This is a genomic window from Bacteroidota bacterium (assembly GCA_016699695.1).
In the GTDB taxonomy this organism is placed as follows: Bacteria; Bacteroidota; Bacteroidia; order Bacteroidales; family UBA10428; genus UBA10428.
This window is the reverse complement of sequence record CP065006.1, coordinates 1-21,314: the sequence shown is the minus strand read 5'-3', so window position 1 is coordinate 21,314 and position 21,314 is coordinate 1. Positions and strand designations below refer to the sequence as shown.

The following is a 21,314-nucleotide window of genomic DNA, read 5'->3' as shown; positions in this document are numbered from 1 at the left end:
GGTATGAAAACCCTCCGCGAAAAAATTAATCAAAAGCCCCTGTTCGGTTGGCTGATTTTCTTTGCCACACTGGTAGTGGTATTTTTTCTGGGCCTCTTGGCCTCTTCTATCATGGAGCGACGTGCCGAGGCTGTGTTTGCCTATACGAAAAAGGTCGATTACGGGCAGTTCGAACCGCGCAGCGAAGTATGGGGAAAGAATTTCCCCAAAGAGTACCAATCGTACATACAGACTGCTGATACTTCTTTCCGCAGCAAACACAACGGCAATGCCACTATCGATATGCTTGCAGTAGACCCGCGTTTGGTAGTACTTTGGGCTGGCTATGCTTTTTCGAAAGATTACAACCAGGGACGTGGCCACTACTATGCCATCGAAGATGTGTGGAATACCCTGCGTACAGGAGCTCCTGCCGAAGGAGTGCCCAGTCCGCAACCCAATACCTGCTGGACCTGCAAGAGTCCTGATGTGCCGCGATTAATGCACCAGCTCATAGAAGAAAATGGTGGAAACTTCGAAGCGGGAGTAGCTGCATTTTATAGCGGATCGATGGATACAAAAGGACACGAGATTGTCAACGCCATTGGTTGTGGCGACTGCCACGATGCCGAAACCATGAACCTGCGAATCTCCCGGCCGGCTTTAATCGAAGCATATCAACGGCAGGGAAAAGATATCAGCAAAGCTTCGCACCAGGAAATGCGTTCGTTGGTTTGTGCACAGTGTCATGTGGAATATTATTTCAACAAAAAGAAAATAGAAGGGGTTCCATACCTCACCTTTCCCTGGGACAATGGTTACTCGGCCGAACAAATGGAAGCCTATTATGACAACATTGAATTTACCGACTGGACACATGCTTTAAGCAAAGCACCTATGTTGAAAGCACAGCATCCCGATTACGAAGTGTACATGACTGGTGTGCATGCCAGCCGCGGGGTTTCCTGTGCCGACTGCCACATGCCTTATACCAGCGAGGGCGGGTTGAAATACACCAGCCATCACCTGCAAAGCCCGCTCAACAACATCTCGAACTCGTGTCAGGTTTGTCACCGACAAGAAGGCGCTCGCCTATTGGCCGATGTGTACGAGCGTCAGGACCGCATTATCGAAAACCGTGATAAACTCGAAGAACTGCTGGTGAGGGCGCATGTCGAAGCAAAAAAAGCCTGGGACCTTGGTGCTACCGAAGCTGATATGAAAGCCATACTCTTAGATATCCGCCATGCCCAGTGGCGTTGGGATTACACTGCTGCAGGCCATGGTAGTTCTTTCCACTCTCCGGTCGAAACTTCGAGAGTAATTGGCACCGGCATTGCCCTTGCGCAGGAAGCAAGAATCAAGCTTGCCCGTTTGTTTGTAAATCTGGGGTTTAATGGCGAAGTACCTTATCCGGATATTGCTACCAAAGCTAAAGCGCAGGAATACATCGGTCTGGATGTAAAAGTCATGCAAGCTGATAAAGACCGCTTCTTAAAAGAAGTTGTTCCTCAATGGCTCGAAGTTGCGAACGAACGTGAAGCTAACTACCTGCTCGATAATATGAATTAGTGCACTTTGCATAAAAACAGGAAGGTGGAAAATTATTTTCTACCTTTTATCATTTCTTTGCACGTTCACTTCCTTGCATAGGGGCGAATTTGATTTGTAATGTCCAAAACATTGCTTAACGTAAAAATCCTGTTTTCAATACAGCTTCGTAACGGCCTTTTTCGAAATGCCATTTGGTGCCAACTTGAATTAATATGCCATAATCGATCAAGCGTTTTACCAGTTTTTCAACCTGTTCGGGAATATTGATTAGCTGCAAATAGAATTTATACAAGTCTTTCAATTCAAAATCAACAGGCAGTATTTCCCGACCGATAACATGGAACAAAAGCTGTTGCCGCATTCTCTCTAAGGCTTTCCGTAAAAAAAGTTCGTGCCCAAACACCATAGCCGGTGATTGGTGAACCGGATGCCATGCGACCTGACTGGCATCGTCGCCAGGTAATATATCAATGGACGCAGGTACGAGGGCAAAATGGACAACAGAAATTATCCATCCACGCGGATCGCGGTGAGGATTGGTTTCGGTATACAATTGTTCGATGTGTATTCCGTGCACCCCGGTTTCTTCCCACAACTCACGCACGGCAGCCTGCCCGGCGGTTTCACCTTCGTCGACAAAACCACCAGGATAGGCCCACATGCCCTTAAATGGATCCTGTCCGCGCTGTATTAATAAGGTTTGCAATTTTTCACCGAACCAGGTAAACAAGACAGAATCTACTGTGAGTGCAGGACGTGGATAATCGTAGGTATATTTTCGCATGCAACAACTTTTTGCTGCTAATTTATACCATTCGCTTCAATACCCTTGTCGATATCTTCCTGAAATTGCAGCGGAGGCAGGAACTGGCTCATTTCGATTGTAAACTTTTTACTCATTACTTCATTGTAGGCAATTATATATTGCCAGGCATCGCACGAAGGGTCGTACTGAAAAAAAACAACCCTGTCTTTATCCTTTACGGGCAGCAAAGTGGTTTGGTCAAGGTTTACCTTGCTGGCAGTGTTAGAATATTTGTTCACCCGCAGGTATTCGAACAAGGTTTTATCGGCATCGATAATAGCCTCGCCACGTCGTACCGCTTCCGATTTCGAACTGAAGTTTACCGACCCTATCACTATTATCAGGTCGTTCCATTGGTAAATCCCTTCACGGTTCAGGCTGTCGCGGCGCGCTAAAACTGCCTGACCGGTAAGGGAAGACAATTCCGACGACAAGCCTTGCCTTTCGTTCCAATCGGCAATGGCATTGGCAGCAGCTATTTTTTGCAGGGCGAAATAATTAGTGTCTAGCTTGGAATTGGCTCCAAGCGTATAATTGTAACACTGTTTTGCTAACTCCTGCCCTTCGAGTATTTGCTTTAGCGAATCGCTTTCGAGCATAGGTTCAAAAGCTTTCAGAAAAGCGTTTTGGTTGTTTGTAAGTTCTGCTAAATCGTATTTGCTGTAAAAATCATACAACAAGGCCCTGGTATGTGTCTGATAAAAAAGAAGGTATGCACGGGTTTCGTTTCTGCCGGTTTCTTCGGTGTACTTTAAGGCCAGGTCAATCATACGGAGGGTTTTCAGGTAGGCAGCTTCGTCAGCTGGGGCAATGTATTGCAGGTACTCTTTTTTAAAGTTTTTTTCTTTTTCCAAAAGGCTTTGATAATGCCGCATCTTATCGGCTCTTAATTGGGTTATTTTGGCCTGGTAAGCCGAATAGTATTCGACCCCATAGTTATCAAAGCGCTTTTCCGAAGCAGCTTTACGCGAATCGGTAAGAATCTGGGCTTGTAGCAGATTTTCGTCATATACCCACTGGTCGAACTCGCGTACAAACAGGGTCATGTCAATTTCGCGTCGCACATAAAAATATTGTGCATGTCTTTCAGTGCCATAAGCTTTTAGCTGCTGATTCAATTGCACAATGCGCGAATCGAGGCTATCGAAGTGGTTTTTGGTGGCTTTATCTATAAACCCTTCCTGCGCCACCAATAGTGGCAACCAGAAAAGCAGCAATAGGAATAAATTAGTTTTTTGTGGTTTCATGGTGGTAAGTCATGTGATAGCTTGTACGGAGAAAATGTGTTATAGGTGAACTTTTATAGTGAGTTTTATTCAACTTTATTTAAACCTTAATTATTGCTTTTCTGAGGCAATTGATTAAATTTAAAACCTTAGCAAGGCTAAAAGCATTAACCTGAATTTTTTCATGAAGGAATTATACCTCTCAACCAGTGATTCTATAGCAGATTTGCAAAATTGCCTGAATGCCTATGAGCAGAATCAGTCGGTAAAAAGCATTCTAATTCTGGCATGCGATGCCAATCAGATGCAGCCTGAACAACTCGACCCTATTTTACAAAACATACAGAAACCTCTCTGGGGTGGCATTTTTCCGGCTCTGCTTCATAATACACAGAAACTCGACAAGGGGTTCATTGTTGCCGGATTCGAAACCGAAGTCCATGTGAGTGTAATAGAAAACATAAGTCATCCACAAACAGATTTCGAAGTCGTCATCGAAGAATTGGTGCACGACGATTTTGAGTTTAAAACACTGGGTGTATTGGTCGATGGGTTTTCACGCCGCATCAGTGCGCTTATCGAATCTTTGTTTCTGGTATTTGGGCTCGATTGCAACTACATTGGTGGTGGGGTTGGCTCGTTGACCATGGTACAAAAACCATGTCTCTTTAGCAATAAGGGCATGCTTACCGATTGTGCGCTTCTGGTAAGATTGCCTCTGGAATGTTTTGTGGAGGTGCAACATGGATGGTTTAGTGTGGCAGGGCCTTTTAAAGTTACATCGGCCGACAGAAATATAATTACAGAGCTCGATTACCGACCTGCCATGGAGGTATACCGTGAGGTGATTTTGCAACATACAGGCAAAAAGATTGAAGAGAATAACTTTTTCGATCTGGCAAAGGCATACCCATTTGGTATCCATAAACTGGATGCCGAAATGGTGGTGCGTGACCCTATTGCCGCGCAGGATAACCAACTGGTATGTGTGGGCGAAATTCAGGAAGGAACCTTTGTCGATGTGCTACATGGAAACAAGAAAAGCCTTGTAGAAGCCGCCAGTCTGGCGGCAGCAAGGTGCAAAGCAAAGCTGAATCCTGAAGAGCGCCTGTTCGACCTTTTTTTCGATTGTATTTCACGTACCCTTTTTTTGGGCAATGATTTTGAGCAGGAGCTCATGGAAGTGAAATCCAATAAGGTGCCTCTCATAGGAGCACTTTCCATTGGCGAAATTGCCAATAATAGGAAAGAATACCTCGAGTTTTACAATAAAACCGCTGTGTTGGCGTGCTTTACTAAGTAAGAATATCCTCATATGCCGCTTCGTGTCGACCAATTTAATTTCCAACCCTATGCCGCAAGCCGATAAGCAACTTAATATTCAGATATTGTTCGAAATAGCAATGGCTATTGGCAATTCAGGCAAGCTTGAAAAAATGCTGAAGGATACACTCATGATCTACCTTCGCAAACTAAACTGTTCTGCAGGGGCTGTACTGCAATTTCATCAGAACGAACAGGGTATTTGCTATTATAAAAGTGTACTAACAATTCCATACAAATCGAAATTCAACCACGAGTTTGAAAAAGTATATTCTCTGATACCAAACAAAACACTAGCGACGCAGGTAGATAACTTCATCAAAATCCTGCCGCATGAAAAGACTTTCGACGACGATGTTCATTTTTACCTGATGCTCCTTCCCGAATTCGGGTTGCTTTGTCTCAAAAAATCAGGCGCGAAACTTTCTAACGAAATGGTACAGAGCCTGCGGCAGATAAACGAAAAACTAGCCCAGGCATGCATAGCGTGCGTAAAAAATAACGAATTAAATAAAGCAAAAGAAAAGGCAGAAGAAAGCGACAGGTTGAAAACAACTTTTATTGAGAATATCTCGCACGAAATTCGCACACCGCTCAATGCCATTATGGGCTACAGTTCGCTTATTGCCGAAAAACAGATTCCTGATAATATGTTGCCCCCTGCCTGCCGTTCGATTGTAACCAGCTCTGAAAAACTCCTGCGTTTAATCGAAGACCTGCTGGAGGTATCGATGCTCGAATCCGGAAATTTGCACATCAAATACAACTTGTGCAACATTAACCAATTATTGCTCGATCAGGAGGATGTATTTTACAATCATGTGCGCAAAGAGCAAAAAGAAAATCTGAATATGAAGGTACTCACTCCACAGGATGAGCTATTTATTGTATCGGACAACGACCGCCTTAACCAGATTTTCGATGCCCTGATCTCGAATGCAGTAAGGTTTACTGATGAAGGCGGTATAGAAATAGGCTACCAGCCACTGAACCTAACCGACAATAATCCTAAGGAAACATTAGTATTTTATGTAAAAGACAGCGGAAGTGGAATTGCCCAAAATATGCATGCCAACATTTTCAAGCCATTTCAACGTATTGAAGATACCTCCGATAAACTATACAGCGGAACAGGTATTGGACTTACGCTCTGCAGACATCTGGCAACTCTGTTAAACGGACACATCTGGTTAGAATCGGAAACAGGCAAAGGAAGTACTTTTTATTTTTCTATCCCCGCTATTCGCGAGCTCGAACAACTGACGCAAACCCTATAATTCAGCACTAAGTTTTTTGTCCATACCATCTAATCCACAAAAACCAAAGGCTAAAAACCACGAGGTAGAGAATAAGGTTAAATACATAGTGGTGATAAAAATCGAGCAGATGAGAGGCTTCGAAGGAAAGCCAGGCCATAGCGGTAATGCGGATAAGATTGGCTGCTATTACAAGCAGAATACCCATGGGAATAAACCAGTATTTAGTTTTTCTAATACCCGGGTAAATAAGCACAAAACCAGCAAAAAGAGCCATTACCGACCATCCCAGGCAGGCATTGATTACCTTCACTCCCTGAGAGCCTTCAATCCAAACAATTCTGTTTACACTCTGGGCATTATAACCCGCCACATCGAGCAACCAGGCACTTGCCTCGGCCAAAAAACGAGCATAAGTGCGGCGCACTGCTTTGGCAAACTCATACAGAAAGGGTATTTGGGCAAAGGCCATGCGAGCAAGGTAATAGGCCATCAGGAGCATACCTGCCTTTAGCAAAAACAAATCGAGTTTGCTGCGTTTATCAATCCAATGCCTGATTTTTTCTATCATGGCAGTTGATTCTTATCTTTGAATGCCATACATTTAAGTCATTACCCTGATCAGATACGAATATACGCATAATAGCAGAAGGTTTTTATTTAGTGCGATAGGTAAAAAGAAATTATCAGGTAAAGAATGCATCTAGTTATGCAAAACAATTAGGCTGATGAAAAAAAAACACACACTTTCGGGCAGGTTTCTGCCTTTTCTTCCCTTTCTGCTGGCAGGTATCCTATTTGCCAGTCCGCTTCTGTTGCTTTCAGTAATTAAGCTGACACAAATGAATTTGCATTCTGCCGCTGTAGCGTTATACCATGCCTTGGTTACCCTCTTACTTTTTAGCCTGCTACCGGCATTGTTCCCTATAAAGCTAAGAAACTACCTTTTTCTGTCTGCCCCCCTCCTGTTCTTCACTCCCATGTTGGTGTATGGTGTGTTGTTCTTTCATAAAATGCCCACCCGTGCATTGATTTTGGTGCTATTGGAATCGACATCCAACGAACGTGTTGAATTTTTAAATGGCATGTGGTTGCTGAAAAGTATTGTAATTCTATTGCCTGCCTTAATTATTCTGGTTAATTGGCGTTTCACTCCGCAAAAGCTTTACATAACTGGCTACAGAATACATTTTCTGATAGGATTTTTTTCGTTAATACTTGCTGGTTCTGCTTACGAACTGAATAAGCGAAGTTCCTTTGAAAGAATTGTTCAGCATAGTCTGTATGCTTGTTTTCGCGATACCCCTGTGGGTATTGCACGAAGGAGTGCCAAGGCATTGAAAACATATCGTGCACAGACCAGAAAGGTATCCGGGGAAACTGAAGATTATAGTGTTCTGGCCGATTCGTCGGTACAAGAAGTTCCTACACTATTTGTATTGGTGATAGGAGAATCTTCCCGATACAAAAACTGGGGCTTGAATGGATACGAAAGGCAAACCTCTCCCCAACTTCAATCCTATCCTGCCTTGATTTCTTTCAGTAAGGTTATTTCGCCCTCATTTAATACACGCGAGAGTGTTCCTATATTGCTCACTGGTCGAACAGATTCCTGCCAGCAATCCTTAATGTCATTCTATGCTAAAAAAGAGTATGAGACTTTTTGGCTGGGAAATCAGCAAATTAAAGCTGGTCCGGTCGATTTGCTTGCTCAACAGGCCGATGTGAGGAAACAGACAGCTATGGGCAAATACACACCCTACGATGGAGAATTGCTTGAACCACTTAACAAAGTAATTTCATCGAATAAAAGCTCTGGCATGATAGTGCTTCATACCATGGGAAGCCATTATCCTTTTCAAAACCGCTATCCCGAAGAATTTGAGCAATTTAAACCTGCCACAAAAAAAAACAGGCACATTCCATTAAAACAAAAGCACCGCGAAACAATTCTGAATAACTATGATAACTCAATACTATATACCGATTTCTTCTTATCGGAACTCATCTCCAGCCTTAAACAAACAGAAAGGCCGGCAGTACTGCTTTATGTGTCAGATCATGGCGAAAATCTTTTCGAGGATGCTTCCATTGGTTTTGGCCGGGGCTTAGCAAAGAATTCGCCAGAATTGTATCATGTACCACTTTTTATTTGGTGCTCCGATTCCTACTGCGAATTGTTTCCGGAAAAATACCTGGCACTGCAAAAGAATCAATCTCAACCCGCTTCCACTACTGCGGTATTTCACACCCTCCTGCACATGGGCGGCATTTCGGGCAGCCAGGTTGATAGCACACAAAGTCTGGCATCTGTTTTTTACGAAGGCAAAGAAAGAAAGGTAATTCTGAAGGGAAGGGTACACAATTACGACAGTCTTTTTGCGAATAAGAAACTCAGAGGGCAACCTTAAGAAACAGGCCTATCTGTTCTTTTTCCGCAGCGAAACAAAGGCCAATCCTACTGCAGCCATCAACAAATACACCACACCACCAATGGGTGCACTTCCCGGGTTACCTGGCTGAGCAAAAACACTGGCAGGAACCGCAAGGCTGAATAAAACAAATAGGGTAGTTACTTTTTTTGTCATTTCTTTAAAGGTGAAACAAGCTTACAAATTTATAACAGTTTGTTGAATACTTCATGAAATTACCAAACGCTTACCTTGTTCAGAAACTGTTTTTCGCCCTGGATAATTTGAACAAGTATAACCCCCCGGTATTTTGTAGAAGGAAGTATCAATTCGCCATAAACGATTTTGTCCTGCTGATAAAGCATACGCCCCATTGCATCGTACAGTTGCACCGAAGAAATAGGTTTTGAAGTATCCACGGGTTTAATGTGCACCTCGCCGTACGAGGAATATACCAACATACCGTTTTCGGCTGATTCAAGCTCATCGTGCCTGGTTGATCCGCCAGTAGTATCGCTGTTGGTAGTGTCTGCCGCACCTTCGGGCACCAGAATTGTATCGACAAGCATTTTGCCGGCTGCATCGGTAATTTCAACAATGTAACTTCCTTCTCCAATATTGATCAGATCTTTGGTGGTAGCTCCGTTCGACCATTGAATGGCTTGTAAAGGTTGTTTACCTCCAAAAATGGTGAGTGCTATGCTTCCATCCGATTTTCCCTTTACTGTGGGTGCTGTAGCAGAATATTCAATCCGAAGAGGCATGCCCACATGCAGGATAAAGCGCTCTGTTATATCACTCATCTCAGTAACAAAGGTGTAATCTACTGTCGTGTGCAAATCAATCAGGGTATCGGCCAGCAAATCTTCCAGATAAACCGTAAGAGTAGGGTCAATGTTCCAGGCACCTTCGAATTCAAGTGAATACGATCCTGGTGCAGTAGCACGCACCAATACCGGAATTTGAACACTGTTTGTGTCGAGTGGGTAGGTATTAATGGCAAGCTGCTCGCCTTTGCCCGTTTGAGTATATATCTGCGGAACAAGCGGATTGTCGGAAAACTTTTTCAGGGCATCAAAGTCTGCATCGAAATTATATCCTGCATTCGAATCGAAACGCACTACCGTTTCGTCTGAAAAGTCATTTGAAAGGATACGTATCTTAATGCCTTCTGCTTCTGAATAGGTAGATTTAAACCGCTGCTGGGTATTGGCCGATCTTACTGCATTGTTCATGCCCAGGTAGCCTTCTCCCGGATTGGTAACCCGCACAAAGAAGCCTTGCATGGGGGCAATATACCTGCTACCCCCATTGGTACCCACTCCATTGATATAGGTGGCATAATTCTGTGTTTTCTGATCCCAAACATAAGTGGCATCACTTACATTGGTTTTTGTCCAGCCTTGTGGTGCATCCCAGTCAATAGCCGAAGGATAAGGATTGCCTATCAGGTTCCAGCCTTCGTGCTCAGCAATTTCGCTACCATCGGTATTGGAAAGCTGAATACCCATAGAACCCGTATTGAAGCGGCCTTCTAACGGAACAATGGAATTTACCAGACGGTACACATCATAACCCCGTGCCAGTTCAAGTGCTGTATTTTCAACAAGTACCCAGCCCTTATTCCAGTTGCTGCTGGCAACAACTTCGTTGTAGAGATAAACCTGTTCGCCAAATTGGTTGCTGTTGGCAATTGCTATTGGCGACGAAATGTAATGCCAGTGTTTGGCCGACAGGTAAACCGAAACTTTTCCGTTTCCGGAAATGGTAACAGAACCATGATCGATAAAAGCACCATAGTTCTGATAATCAGTTTCAATCTGCACATTGCCAAATACCGTTAGGTTTCCGCTGCTGGCAACTTCCAGTGAGGCATTTTCTCGTATAATGATTTCGTTACATACAGCGGTGCCGGTAATAATTGGCCTGTTGGCAGTGCTTTCGACGTACACATTCGAAACAGAAGTAGGTACATTTCCCCCGCTCCAGTTTGCAGCATTTCCCCAATCGGTGGATTCAGCACCCGTCCAGTTTGTGACAGGGGAGAATACCCCGGCAATGGCAATGTCGTCGATGTTCCAACCCGCATAGAAAACACTTACATCGCTCACAGATCGCCAACGAATGTACACAGTCGATTGACGGTCGGCTATGGCTGAAATATCGATGGCAACCTGCGTCCATTTGTTGTCGGCCGGAAACAATGGCTGATTGAGATTAATCCAATCAGTACCGTTGGTACTGATTTCTACCAGAGCAGTATCGTAATAGGCTTCGAAATTTGCCCAGCGCCAGAAGGTAAGCTGGGTATTGTAATAGTTCGAAAGGTTTATTGCCGGTGACATTACCCATTCATTCGAATTGTTGAAATGGCCAGAAACACCCTGTGTGGTCGAGGAGTTTGACAAACCTTGCCCATAGACATAATTTAGAGTATTGTCTGTTGAGTGGTCAGTGGTGGGGTCGGCGTTGCCCACATAGCCTTTGGGACTTACATCAGAAAATCCCCTGCCCCCTCTGGGTGAGCCTGATTTCCATGAGTTGCTTCCGCGCAATGCGCCTGAAGTCCATCCGCTAAGCGTTCCATCAAAATTTTCGCTATAAGCCGTATTGAGAAGGCTGTTGGCAATAGTTATCTGTACCTGTGTGGTGGCATTGCCTATACCTGTCGATCCATTGTGTGTGGCGGTCAGGCTAACCGGGCCACCAGTCTGGGTAAACTGAATATTGTTAAAAGCTGCTATTCCCTTAATGGCAGATACGGCAGTACCTGTCATGCTTAAGTTGCCGGAGTTGCTGAGGTTAATTTGGTTCGTAAAATCCGTGTCGGTATTTCCGTTGGCATCGGTAGCTGCCACATGGATGATTGGCAGCAAAATGCGATTGGGGGCTACCAGCGAGGCAGGCTCGGTGAGGAAACTCAATGTGGTGGCTTGTATGTCTAACTTCAATTTGGTACTTCCGGTGCTGAAACTTCCAGAACTTAACAAAGAACCGCCGGCATTGACTACAAAATTGCTGTAATCGACCTTAAAATCGAATCGCTGGTTGTCAGTTGCCGAACTAAGATCCACTTCCAGATAATAACTTAGTGTAAAGGTTCTGGAACTGCCATCGGGTATCGCAAGCAGGCTGGGGTGAGTAAACAAAACTTTGTTATTTTTAATAATACCTGCAATTTCGGTATTGCTCACCGAATCGTAAAGATAGATGTTGGTGATTGATTTTTTCCAATCTGCTATGGTGTTGAAACTTCCCGGAACAATGACCAAGGTATCGATGAGGGTTGGCAGACCATCGCCAGAACCTGCATCGGTAAGGGTGAAATCCATTATATCAAGCTTTTCGGCATAAGTATCGAGCAGAGAAGAGATAGTGGATGATGCTGTGATGGTAGCCGCACTGATGGTGGAAGTAAAATCGTTGGTATTGTATGTACCGCTTACTATTACATCGTCTATATTCCAACCCGAATAGAAAACACTGCCGTCGCTTTCGGAGCGCCAGCGAATGTAAACAGTGGTTTGCCGGTCGGCATAGGCCGAAATATCGATTCGATGAAATACCCATTGATTGTCCTGTACGCTGGTTGAATTGAATACTACCACCCAGGTAGTACCATTGGTCGACACTTCGATGATGGCGCGGTCGTAGCCTGGCTCGAAGTTGGCCCAGCGGTAATATTCCAGTACAGTATTGTAATAATCCGAACAATTTATAGCAGGCGAATGCATCCATTCACTGGAGTTGTTGTAATGCCCCGAATTGCCTTGCTTGGTATCACTGGCCAACAATCCTTGTCCGGCAACCTTGTTAATGGTATTACCAGCAGTGTGGTCGGTGGTGGGGTCGGCGTTCCCAATGTATCCCTTTTGTCCGGGTATATCGTTATACCCTCTTCCACCCTTAGGTACACCTATAAGCCAGCTGTTGCGGTTGTTGGTGCCGCCATTCAATCCGGTGGCACCAAAGGTCCATCCGGTGGCAACGGTATCGAAATTAAAAGTGTAAATTGTGGTTTGTGAATAGGAAAGCAAATGAATAAACTGCAAAATAACTGCAGTTACTATAAAACCTTTTCTGATGCTGGTAAAACCGGCAAAAGGATGAATTTTGCAAAGTGTAATATGAGTATTAATCATCTTCAATCTTATCGGCACTTTTTAATGCTTATAGTACGAACAGGAGAATGGTTAGTTTCGTTTTAAAGTGATTGTTTTATGGGCATTTAGGCTAATTTTATCAAATACATAAACAAATATGTATATATCTCAATTTAAATGACGAAAAATGGTAAAAAAAATGGAGAAATTTTTAATAATTGAGGTAAATAAAATATGAAAAGCCTTTATTATGTCATTTACAAGCTTATTTAAAATTTTGCTCATACTCACCACTCTTTCCCTTATAGGGGATGAAACCCCGCGCTGTTTCTGGGAGGTGGTAAAAAATGCCTGTCGGGTTTAATAACTAAAATCAGAATTTCAACCATATAATAGAATTTTACACACCCCTACACCCCTCTCAAGAGGGGATTATTTGGTGTTGAAATTACTGATTTTAGTTACTAGTTATCGTTACCCATTATAGATTATACTTTTGGTGTATTCACCATCCAGATTGAAAAGATATCGAGAAATTTCCAATAAGAAAGAATAAGCTCTTCGGATAGGTTTAGCTTGGGCAATAGTTGCCGGTAGCAATCGAGCCATGTTTCGCGCGCCTGCATGGTGATAGCAAAGGGTTCGTGGCGGCGGGTAAGCATAGGTTTTCCACGGTTTTGACTGTAATAATCCGGGCCACCAAAACGCTGAATAAAAAAGTCGGCCGAATGCTGTTTGGCTGCTTCAAGTGCGCTTCCTGTCGGAGGAAAAAGATGCTTTATATCGCTTTGCGAAAGCAAATCGTAATGCTGGCTGATAAGTTCACGAATTCCCTTTTCTCCAAGTTGCTGAAGTATAGCGCAATCAGGCTGCGGTACCAGTGGCCGGGCACCTATTTCGTATGGGGTGATCGTAAGCATCATAGGAGTTAAAACCAATTAATCAAACAGCAGGTTAACGCCATAAAAGGAAATTTGTTTAAGAAAAGCCGAAACAAAAAAACCCGCCGGTTAAATGGCAGGCTTAATTGAGATAGTTTTGTATCAGGTCTGCAGACTAGCTACAGCTGTTTACGAGAATAATAAAGAGACTGATACCGGTAACAATCAGCACATACTTTAAAAGCAGTACTTTGTATTCAACCCTGCTCTTCACTCTGCTTTTGTAATAGTTTGTCATTTCGTTGGTTATTTGTTAATCGTTTGTGGTAAACCCTCTTACGACACAAAACCACATTTCGTTACACTTTTATAAATAAATTCTGAAAACTCACTACACAGCGTGTAGGATGTATCTACCAGAAGCATGAAAATTGAAAACAACCAATTCACCAGATGGCGGATAAGTCAAGAATAAAGCATCACATGGATCTAATCGTTGAATTTTCGAAACCCAATGAATTTTTCTCTTAAATATATCCCGGTAATAATTGCTATTACTGCAAGCGAAGAAATTCTTCATTAGTTTTTAACAAGATGGCATTTAGCAGGTCTGTTGAATAATAACGTTTATGCTTAATAAAATCTTCGAATATTGGTTTTAAGGCATCAATAAACCCTTTATCTTTTGCAAACGAAAGTAATCCAATCGTTCCAATACACCTTACACCAATATTCTCAGCAATACTTCTTGCTTTTTTATCATCAATCAATAAGTAATCTGCTGCCAATTCTTTATAAAGTATCACGGATTCAGACTCTCCAGAATCCATTATAAAAGTTAAATCGTTGAATCCTTTGATGGGTTGAACTTTATTTTTAAAATAATCAATCACTCTGTCGTAAAATAGTTTGGTTTCATCGGCTGAAATTTCATCCCAAACTGCTTTGGGAATAAAAACCTCATTAAAGATGGAATCAAGCAGATTGAGTTTGTCGATAATTGCTAAAGAAAAAATAGGGCCAGTATCGGCTATAACAATACCATTCATTCTATTTAAGCTTCAAAGCATCACCTAATACATCATCAACAGATAAATTCGAAATGGAAATTTCATTCTCAGAAAGCAAGGTCTCAAAATCAAACCTCGATAATCCAGATAGTTGTGCGGCTTTTCCAATTGTTAACTTCTCGAGTCGATATAATCGAATTGCCAGTGAAATTTTAATATCCCTTTTAAGTTCGGTTTCATTTTCATTCAGAGCTAAAAGAATATCAGAAGGAAAATCGATTGATATTGTATGGGTATTCATTGCTTTATGCTTTAAACAAAAATACAATTTTTTATTGATTAGCCTCTATTATGCCAGTTACAAGCTTATTTAATATTATGCCCACGCTCACCCCTCTTTCCCCTAAAGGGGCTGACCCCCGCGCTGTTTCCACTAAGGAAGTAAAAAGAGTCTGTTAGCAAAAAGGAACAAATGCTTGAACATTAATATTTATACAAGCATTATCTATCTTTCTGGTATAATAATGCATATTCAAATTTTTTATTACATCTGTGACGAACGAAATATGATGGAACTATTTTACGCAGTGTGCATAGTATTATTTGGTGTTTTGTTAAAATGAAACGGCTATGCATCCTTAATACCTAAAGACGCGTGAATTGAAAATCGACAAATTCAAAATTCAACCACACTCTTAGCTTTGCTTAGCTCTACTGTGTCATCTGTTAGTCACTATATGAGTCTTTTCAGCCGAAAGTTCAAAGCGTTCGGGTTGTTGGGTCCTGAATATTTCTACAGGTTTTATTTTATAATTATTTATGGTTGAAAGGCAGATTATTTATGCTTCATTTTTTGCCGCATCGGAAGCGGGAGGAGCATTTTTTAAAAATTCGTCTTTGATACGGTACATATCATTCTTTAAACTGGCTACTGTACGCAGCAGTTCGGTCTGTGGCAGCACCGGTTCGGGCAATTCGTTGCTGATGTAATGCACAAATTTCCACACTTCTTTTACTTCCGACACATGCAGTTCGTAGGGTTCGTAAAGCGGGTTGAGCGAAAACAACCTGAAAATGCCGCCTTTCGCAATTAAGTTCTCCACTACCTTAAATACAATGCCGTCGTCGAGGGTAAATACTACATAACCTTGCCCCGATACAATCTGGCTCCAGTCCTGCACGTATTCGCCGGTAACCCAGGCGCCTTCGGGTATGGGCAGCATCGAATCGCCACTCAGCTGAAAGGTGCGGTATTTCTTTTGTTTCGACAAAAATGGGAGCTGGAACACAGGCAACTGGCTGATAAACTCCGGATCGGCAAAACCGGTGGCATAGCCTGCTTTGGCCTTTTCGTTCACCAGTTCGATGTTTTCGTCGTTTTCGTTGTTGATGGTGGTAGCCAGCACACGAAGTGTACCACCGCGAATGTACACATCTTCGCCATTCTCGAGCTGGCGCAGTTGCAACTCCGAAAGCTTAGCCAGGTTAATGTTGAGCAAAGTGTCGATGGCAATTTTATAAAACTTCGAAAAAATGAGTAACGCCTGCACGGTAGGTTGGCTTACTTCATTTTCGTAACCGCTCAGGGTGGGGCGTTTCATCTCGAGGCTTTGCGCCAGCTGATCCTGGGTGTATCCCTTGCGCTTGCGCAAAAACTTAATGTTCTGACTAAAATACATTGGTTCAATATTAAATCTGTAACAAATTTATATAACGATTATATAAAAAGCAAATTTCAGATTGTATATTAATCAAAATTGACTCATTCATCTGTCATCGGCTCATTTAGGCTTAGTATAAAAGATTATTTTGACCGAAAGATTGGATTCAAAGTAAATAAATATTATATTATAATCGAAATAATGATTGCATTATAATCATAATAATTGAAGCGATGGATTGGCAGGGACGCAGCATTGTACACCTCGACCTCGACACCTTTTTTGTGTCGGTAGAGCGTTTGATAAACCCCAAACTGGCAGGCAAGCCGGTAATTATCGGCGGCAGCTCGGACCGTGGTGTGGTAAGCAGTTGCAGTTACGAAGCCCGCCAATACGGGGTGCATTCGGCCATGCCAATGAAAATGGCCCGCCACCTGTGTAACGATGCCATTCTGGTGCGGGGCGACATGGAACTTTACAGCAAATACTCGCACCTGGTAACCGATGTCATTGCCAGTCGCACCCCCTTGTACGAAAAGGCCTCTATCGACGAATTTTACCTCGACCTTACCGGCATGGACCGTTTCTTTGGCTGCCAGAAATGGAGCCACGAGTTACGGCACGCCATTATCGACCACACCGGCTTGCCCATTTCCTTTGGCCTTTCGGTCAATAAAACGGTGGCCAAAATCGGTACGGGCATTGCCAAACCTAACGGCGAGATTCAGGTGCCGGGCATGCAGGTAAGGCCTTTTCTGCAACCTTTGTCTATCAGTAAAATACCCATGATAGGGCAAAAAACCTTTCACCTGCTGCGCTCGATGGGCATCGATACCATAGGCACCCTGAGCATGATACCTAAAGAGATGATTGAAAGGGTTTTGGGGAAAAACGGACTGGTGATATGGGACAAGGCGAATGGCGTTGATCCAACTCCTGTAACACCATATTCGGAGCGTAAATCAATCAGTACCGAGCGCACCTTCGAAACCGACTCGATTGACCTGGTGCGGATGAATGACCTTCTGGTGGTGATGGTAGAGAAGCTTTGTTACGAGTTGCGCAGCAAACAAAGGCTCACATCCTGTATCACCATTAAAATAAGGTATTCGAACTTCGATACCCACACCCTTCAAAAGCGGGTGCCCTACACCTCGTTCGACCACCAGCTGATACCTGTTGCCAAAGAGTTGTTTGACCGCCTGTATCAGCGGCGTATGCTCATAAGGCTTATTGGCGTTCGTTTTAGTCACCTGGTGCAGGGTTCGCAGCAGCTCAACATGTTCGAAGACACTCCTTCGCAGGTGAACCTGTACAAAGCCATGGACATGCTGCGTAATCGTTACGGGCGCAACTCGGTGCAACGGGCGGTGGCGGCTTCGCGCTTTCGCGGCGGGTAAACTGGCTGGCAAGGTGAAAAAGTGCCAGATGAATCAATTGTGTACAAGTTATTCATAAAATCACCTGGCTAAAAGATTCAACCGCCATCAATAGACTTATATTTGCCGCCCTGAAACATTAAATACCCCCCGCGATGAGTACATGGTTTGAATGCAAAGTGAAGTACAAAAAGACCGATGCCAACGGTAAAGAAAAATCGGTAAGCGAACCCTACCTGGTCGATGCCGTATCGTTTACCGATGCCGAGAGCCGCATACATGCCGAGCTAGAAGCGTATATTTCGGGCGAGTTCAATGTAACCAACATCAAAAAAGCAGGTTTCTCTGAATTAATTTTCAACGAGCAGGGCGATCGCTGGTTCAAGTGCAAACTGAGCATGACTCTGCTCGACGAAGAAAAGGGCATGGAGCGCAAATCGAACACCTATTTGCTGATGCAAGCCAACAATGTAAAAGAAGCTTACCTTGCGGTAGAGAAGTTAATGGCCGGATCGGTGAGCGATTACAGCATACCATCGGTGGCCGAATCGCCCATTATGGATGTATTTTCGTACAACGCAGGAATTGCAGAAAAGAGACCCGGCAACAATGAAACAGAAAGTGCTGGCAGCCAGGAGGAAGATATTTAGTCTGGTAGGTTTTTAGGGCTATCTGAAATAACTGCCAAACCTACGTTGCAGTCCACTGTAGGTGATGATGCCTGTGTAGCTCATCATAAACAATCCATCGTTCTGATGCACCCCATAACCAGCACTTAGCTGGTAGTTAAGGTTATCGGAATAAACGATGCCCATGTGGAAGATATTTTCCATGTAGGCATAACGGTTGGTAGCCAGCGAATAAACACCCATACGGTTGTCTCGGTCTTTCATTACAAAGCCCAGGGAATAATTTAACTGGCTGGAGCCCCCTCCTATTCGTGGCCCTGCTGCAGCATTTAGTTTGATTGCTTTGAAGATGTATTTGTCGACAATGAGCATGGCCTCTATGTGCGAATAAGTATTGTAGAACAGGTATTCTGTAAGTAATGCAATACCGGGTGTTGAGCTGCTCTCGGCCAATAGGTTCACCTTTATTCCGGCACCCACAGGTGGTGTTAGTTTTTCGATTTCAGGATTGTTGTAATGGATGTTGTTGCCCGGAAATCCAAACACCAGCCTGGCTTCGAGTTTAGAGCCAATACCGATGCGAAATAGATTAGAGTTGTAGCCATACAAACGCTCGTTTTCGCGGGTTTGAAACAATGCACCAAAGCCCAGTGCCGATTCGAACTGATAGTAGCGTTTGGGAATGATGTCGGCCTGCAGGCTCATGCCCGAGTAGTCGGAGCTAAGGTGCGTAAAGGCTGATGGAAAACGTTTGGGGCGTAAGCGGCATTCTTTTTTCTGACCCTGTGATGGTAAAGCAAATATAAGCAGCAAAAAGAGCGGTAGAAAAGTTATTTGTTTCAATGAATTACGAGTATAGGTTTTTCTGTTTCGTACGGCAAATATAAAGTTGGGTTTTAAATATTCCGAAATAAATATTAACCATCTATGAACAGTGTTGAATTGTTTGGTAGTAGTGAGACTTAAGAAGGCATCTATAAGTATTTATAGGATACTTTTATAGGCTATGTTTTTTTTGTTGATTATTTTTTCAACATAGTTATGTTTTTATGCGCATTTCTTGGCAAATTAAATTTTAATTGCTAGTTTGCACAAGTTTCCTTTCGTATCAACAGTTACCTCGTTTCCCTTAATGTGAGTGACGGGGCGGAGCTCCACAAAATCGCCAACTTTTGCTGTTTTTTCTTCCCATTTTTCTTGATTTTAGTCATTTGTTTGCTTAAATTATTGAATGCGTTTTTGATTGTAATATAATCAATATGAAAACTGTTATCTGCGAACCTGTGACGCACAAGGAGCAAAACCGTGTAAAGATTATTTTCGAGTATGACTCAGAAATAAATCAGCTTTTAAAGCGAATACCTGGTTCTCTATGGAGTAAGAGCATGCGTTGCTGGCATGTGCCGAATACAGAACATAGCAAAAGATACCTGGTAAAGCTTGGCCTTATCAATCCTTCTACCCTTGTATTGAAACATAACCCACATGTAGCACCCTACCTGCAAAAATTCAGCGATTACCTCGACTATCGCCGTTATAGCGAAAACACCAAAAGGGTGTATATGTCGATGATAAAAGTGTTTTTTCAGTTTTTTCCACAATTAAAGGTGGAAGAATTGAATATGGACCATATCATAGTTTTTAACCGTGATTATTTGCTGCGCAACAATTTTTCATTCAATTACCAGAACCAGATAATAAGTGCCATTAAACTGTTTTTTGAAAAAATTGAAATCCGGCAGCTTGATCTGGAGAAGATAGAGCGGCCAAGACGGCCCAGGTACCTGCCAGAAGTATTGTCGAAACGAGAGGTGGAGTTAATAATAAAGGCCATCGACAACCAGAAACACAGGGCCATTATCAGCCTTATTTATTCGGCCGGTATGCGCATTGGTGAAGCAGTGCATATTAAAGTAAAGGACATAGATTATTACCGGGGTTTGATACACATACGTGCTGCAAAAGGGAACAAAGACCGTATAGTGAATTTGTCTGACAACCTGGGGAGGATGTTGGCGGACTACATAAAAAACTATCAGCCAGAGACCTACCTTTTCCGAGGGCAGGGAAACGAAGAATACTCGGCATCGAGTATAAGAAATATCTTGCGCAGGGCATGCCGAAGAGCGGGAATAAAGAAAGAAGTGCGGGTGCATACCCTGCGGCACAGTTATGCCACCCACATGCTGGAGAAAGGAGTAGACATACGCTACATACAGGAGATGCTGGGGCACAGCGACATTAAAACCACGATGATTTACACCCATGTAAGTGAGCGACGGATCAATGCATTAATTAATCCGTTTGACGAGTTAAATATTGATTAGAGTAATAATAGAAATAGAGACAGAATTTATAATTGAACTTAAAAAGGAGCATTGACCTAGAAACCACATACCATTCGAAAAAACGCCAATCATGCAGAAATATAAAAACAGGATATCACGCATAAAAAGATCATGCTTTTTTCCGACCGTTAGTTATGTATCAACAACTTTTATGTATTTTTAGCTCAAGATATAACGGAGTTACAGCCAAGTGTCACCTGCCAATTTTAAGGTCATTTTACTGATAGTGCATCTAAGTTAGCTCCGGTTTGATAACACATTTTGCATGCCCCAGTCCCACCCCTTCATTTAATTGGAGCGCTATTGTAACGGATTGCAAAGTGTCACAAAACTTGGGTAAAGTTCAAAACCAATTCCAAAACCATGAGTAAGCTTTGGCTCTTTTGGCAATAAAGCCTTTTGTCTGCTGAATAATAACCATTTACTCAGCCTCTGAGCCAATGGTTTGGCTAATGGTTTTTGAAACAACTTTTCCGCCACTTTGCTTTGCACCCTGACAAGTCCTGCAGCTATTAAATGCCCGGCAGATAGATGAGATAGCAATTAAATCCGGTTCCGGGGGCAAAATGATGTTCCAAACCTTGTGCGCCCATATAGCTTTGCGCTTTTAACACGCCGCCACCAGGCTATAACAGCCAATATAAGCAAGCTGGGGGTTGCAGAAATAGAAAAGTTTGTATATTTAATCCGCGGTATCGCTGGTTTTTTGGGTTGGCGGTTTTAAGCCCAGCCTGCTCATATAGGCGTAC

At 43.0% G+C, this 21,314-nt stretch carries 17 protein-coding genes; 7 read left to right on the top strand and 10 right to left on the bottom strand.

What is annotated here, in order from left to right; translation table 11 throughout:
• Positions 1-3: 3 nt before the first annotated feature.
• Positions 4-1,551: an ammonia-forming cytochrome c nitrite reductase gene (gene nrfA / locus IPM71_00085; protein ID QQS51159.1), complete on the top strand. Its 1,548-nt coding sequence runs from the start codon at positions 4-6 to the stop codon at positions 1,549-1,551.
• A 115-nt stretch (positions 1,552-1,666) separates the two neighbouring features.
• Here nrfA and IPM71_00080 read toward each other — a convergent pair whose 3' ends face one another.
• The gene (locus tag IPM71_00080; GenBank protein QQS51158.1) at positions 1,667-2,317 is read right to left on the bottom strand and encodes an NUDIX hydrolase; all 651 of its coding nucleotides are present in this window, start codon (positions 2,315-2,317) and stop codon (positions 1,667-1,669) included.
• A gap of 17 nt (positions 2,318-2,334) precedes the next feature.
• Complete coding sequence (locus tag IPM71_00075) at positions 2,335-3,585, bottom strand: hypothetical protein (protein QQS51157.1); 1,251 nt, start codon at positions 3,583-3,585, stop codon at positions 2,335-2,337.
• 163 nt (positions 3,586-3,748) lie between these two features.
• Here IPM71_00075 and IPM71_00070 point away from each other — a divergent pair, with 163 nt between their 5' ends.
• Positions 3,749-4,867 carry an FIST C-terminal domain-containing protein gene (locus IPM71_00070; protein ID QQS51156.1) on the top strand — a complete coding sequence of 373 codons (1,119 nt, stop codon included), beginning with the start codon at positions 3,749-3,751 and terminating at the stop codon, positions 4,865-4,867.
• A 22-nt stretch (positions 4,868-4,889) separates the two neighbouring features.
• Entirely contained in the window at positions 4,890-6,164 is a 1,275-nt protein-coding gene (locus tag IPM71_00065) for a hypothetical protein (protein ID QQS51155.1), read from the top strand.
• A gap of 7 nt (positions 6,165-6,171) precedes the next feature.
• Here IPM71_00065 and IPM71_00060 read toward each other — a convergent pair whose 3' ends face one another.
• Positions 6,172-6,714 (bottom strand): archaeosortase/exosortase family protein, encoded by a 543-nt coding sequence (locus IPM71_00060; protein QQS51154.1) that lies wholly within the window; start codon positions 6,712-6,714, stop codon positions 6,172-6,174.
• Positions 6,715-6,871: 157 nt separating this feature from the next.
• On the opposite strand from IPM71_00060, the gene IPM71_00055 reads away from it, so the two are divergent.
• On the top strand, positions 6,872-8,554 hold the full coding sequence (locus IPM71_00055) for a phosphoethanolamine transferase (protein ID QQS51153.1): 1,683 nt from the start codon (positions 6,872-6,874) through the stop codon (positions 8,552-8,554).
• 9 nt (positions 8,555-8,563) lie between these two features.
• Here IPM71_00055 and IPM71_00050 read toward each other — a convergent pair whose 3' ends face one another.
• From IPM71_00050 to IPM71_00025, 6 genes are all read right to left on the bottom strand, one after another.
• Positions 8,564-8,731, bottom strand: a complete 168-nt coding sequence (locus IPM71_00050; protein ID QQS51152.1) for a hypothetical protein — start codon at positions 8,729-8,731, stop codon at positions 8,564-8,566.
• A gap of 59 nt (positions 8,732-8,790) precedes the next feature.
• Complete coding sequence (locus IPM71_00045) at positions 8,791-12,696, bottom strand: hypothetical protein (GenBank protein ID QQS51151.1); 3,906 nt, start codon at positions 12,694-12,696, stop codon at positions 8,791-8,793.
• A 449-nt stretch (positions 12,697-13,145) separates the two neighbouring features.
• Positions 13,146-13,580, bottom strand: a complete 435-nt coding sequence (locus IPM71_00040) for a globin (protein QQS51150.1) — start codon at positions 13,578-13,580, stop codon at positions 13,146-13,148.
• A 512-nt stretch (positions 13,581-14,092) separates the two neighbouring features.
• Positions 14,093-14,587 (bottom strand): DUF3368 domain-containing protein, encoded by a 495-nt coding sequence (locus tag IPM71_00035; GenBank protein ID QQS51149.1) that lies wholly within the window; start codon positions 14,585-14,587, stop codon positions 14,093-14,095.
• Position 14,588: 1 nt separating this feature from the next.
• Positions 14,589-14,849, bottom strand: a complete 261-nt coding sequence (locus IPM71_00030) for a UPF0175 family protein (GenBank protein QQS51148.1) — start codon at positions 14,847-14,849, stop codon at positions 14,589-14,591.
• A gap of 538 nt (positions 14,850-15,387) precedes the next feature.
• Positions 15,388-16,227, bottom strand: coding sequence for a LexA family transcriptional regulator (locus IPM71_00025; protein QQS51147.1), 840 nt, complete (start codon positions 16,225-16,227; stop codon positions 15,388-15,390).
• A 215-nt stretch (positions 16,228-16,442) separates the two neighbouring features.
• On the opposite strand from IPM71_00025, the gene dinB reads away from it, so the two are divergent.
• Positions 16,443-17,609, top strand: coding sequence for a DNA polymerase IV (dinB, locus tag IPM71_00020; protein QQS51146.1), 1,167 nt, complete (start codon positions 16,443-16,445; stop codon positions 17,607-17,609).
• A gap of 134 nt (positions 17,610-17,743) precedes the next feature.
• Entirely contained in the window at positions 17,744-18,238 is a 495-nt protein-coding gene (locus IPM71_00015) for a DUF4494 domain-containing protein (protein ID QQS51145.1), read from the top strand.
• An 18-nt stretch (positions 18,239-18,256) separates the two neighbouring features.
• On the opposite strand, the gene IPM71_00010 is transcribed toward IPM71_00015, so the two are convergent.
• On the bottom strand, positions 18,257-19,060 hold the full coding sequence (locus IPM71_00010) for a hypothetical protein (protein ID QQS51144.1): 804 nt from the start codon (positions 19,058-19,060) through the stop codon (positions 18,257-18,259).
• A 416-nt stretch (positions 19,061-19,476) separates the two neighbouring features.
• Here IPM71_00010 and IPM71_00005 point away from each other — a divergent pair, with 416 nt between their 5' ends.
• On the top strand, positions 19,477-20,544 hold the full coding sequence (locus tag IPM71_00005; protein ID QQS51143.1) for a tyrosine-type recombinase/integrase: 1,068 nt from the start codon (positions 19,477-19,479) through the stop codon (positions 20,542-20,544).
• The last annotated feature ends 770 nt before the right edge of the window (positions 20,545-21,314 follow it).

What these genes read in the sequence shown, in the direction of transcription:
- nrfA (QQS51159.1), top strand. Translation starts at nt 4, where the DNA reads ATGAAAACCCTCCGCGAAAAAATTAATCAAAAGCCCCTGTTCGGTTGG.
- dinB (QQS51146.1), top strand. Translation starts at nt 16,443, where the DNA reads ATGGATTGGCAGGGACGCAGCATTGTACACCTCGACCTCGACACCTTT.
- IPM71_00045 (QQS51151.1), bottom strand. Translation starts at nt 12,696, where the DNA reads ATGATTAATACTCATATTACACTTTGCAAAATTCATCCTTTTGCCGGT.
- IPM71_00050 (QQS51152.1), bottom strand. Translation starts at nt 8,731, where the DNA reads ATGACAAAAAAAGTAACTACCCTATTTGTTTTATTCAGCCTTGCGGTT.
- IPM71_00035 (QQS51149.1), bottom strand. Translation starts at nt 14,587, where the DNA reads ATGAATGGTATTGTTATAGCCGATACTGGCCCTATTTTTTCTTTAGCA.
- IPM71_00025 (QQS51147.1), bottom strand. Translation starts at nt 16,227, where the DNA reads ATGTATTTTAGTCAGAACATTAAGTTTTTGCGCAAGCGCAAGGGATAC.
- IPM71_00075 (QQS51157.1), bottom strand. Translation starts at nt 3,585, where the DNA reads ATGAAACCACAAAAAACTAATTTATTCCTATTGCTGCTTTTCTGGTTG.
- IPM71_00040 (QQS51150.1), bottom strand. Translation starts at nt 13,580, where the DNA reads ATGATGCTTACGATCACCCCATACGAAATAGGTGCCCGGCCACTGGTA.
- IPM71_00070 (QQS51156.1), top strand. Translation starts at nt 3,749, where the DNA reads ATGAAGGAATTATACCTCTCAACCAGTGATTCTATAGCAGATTTGCAA.
- IPM71_00080 (QQS51158.1), bottom strand. Translation starts at nt 2,317, where the DNA reads ATGCGAAAATATACCTACGATTATCCACGTCCTGCACTCACAGTAGAT.
- IPM71_00005 (QQS51143.1), top strand. Translation starts at nt 19,477, where the DNA reads ATGAAAACTGTTATCTGCGAACCTGTGACGCACAAGGAGCAAAACCGT.
- IPM71_00015 (QQS51145.1), top strand. Translation starts at nt 17,744, where the DNA reads ATGAGTACATGGTTTGAATGCAAAGTGAAGTACAAAAAGACCGATGCC.
- IPM71_00030 (QQS51148.1), bottom strand. Translation starts at nt 14,849, where the DNA reads ATGAATACCCATACAATATCAATCGATTTTCCTTCTGATATTCTTTTA.
- IPM71_00055 (QQS51153.1), top strand. Translation starts at nt 6,872, where the DNA reads ATGAAAAAAAAACACACACTTTCGGGCAGGTTTCTGCCTTTTCTTCCC.
- IPM71_00060 (QQS51154.1), bottom strand. Translation starts at nt 6,714, where the DNA reads ATGATAGAAAAAATCAGGCATTGGATTGATAAACGCAGCAAACTCGAT.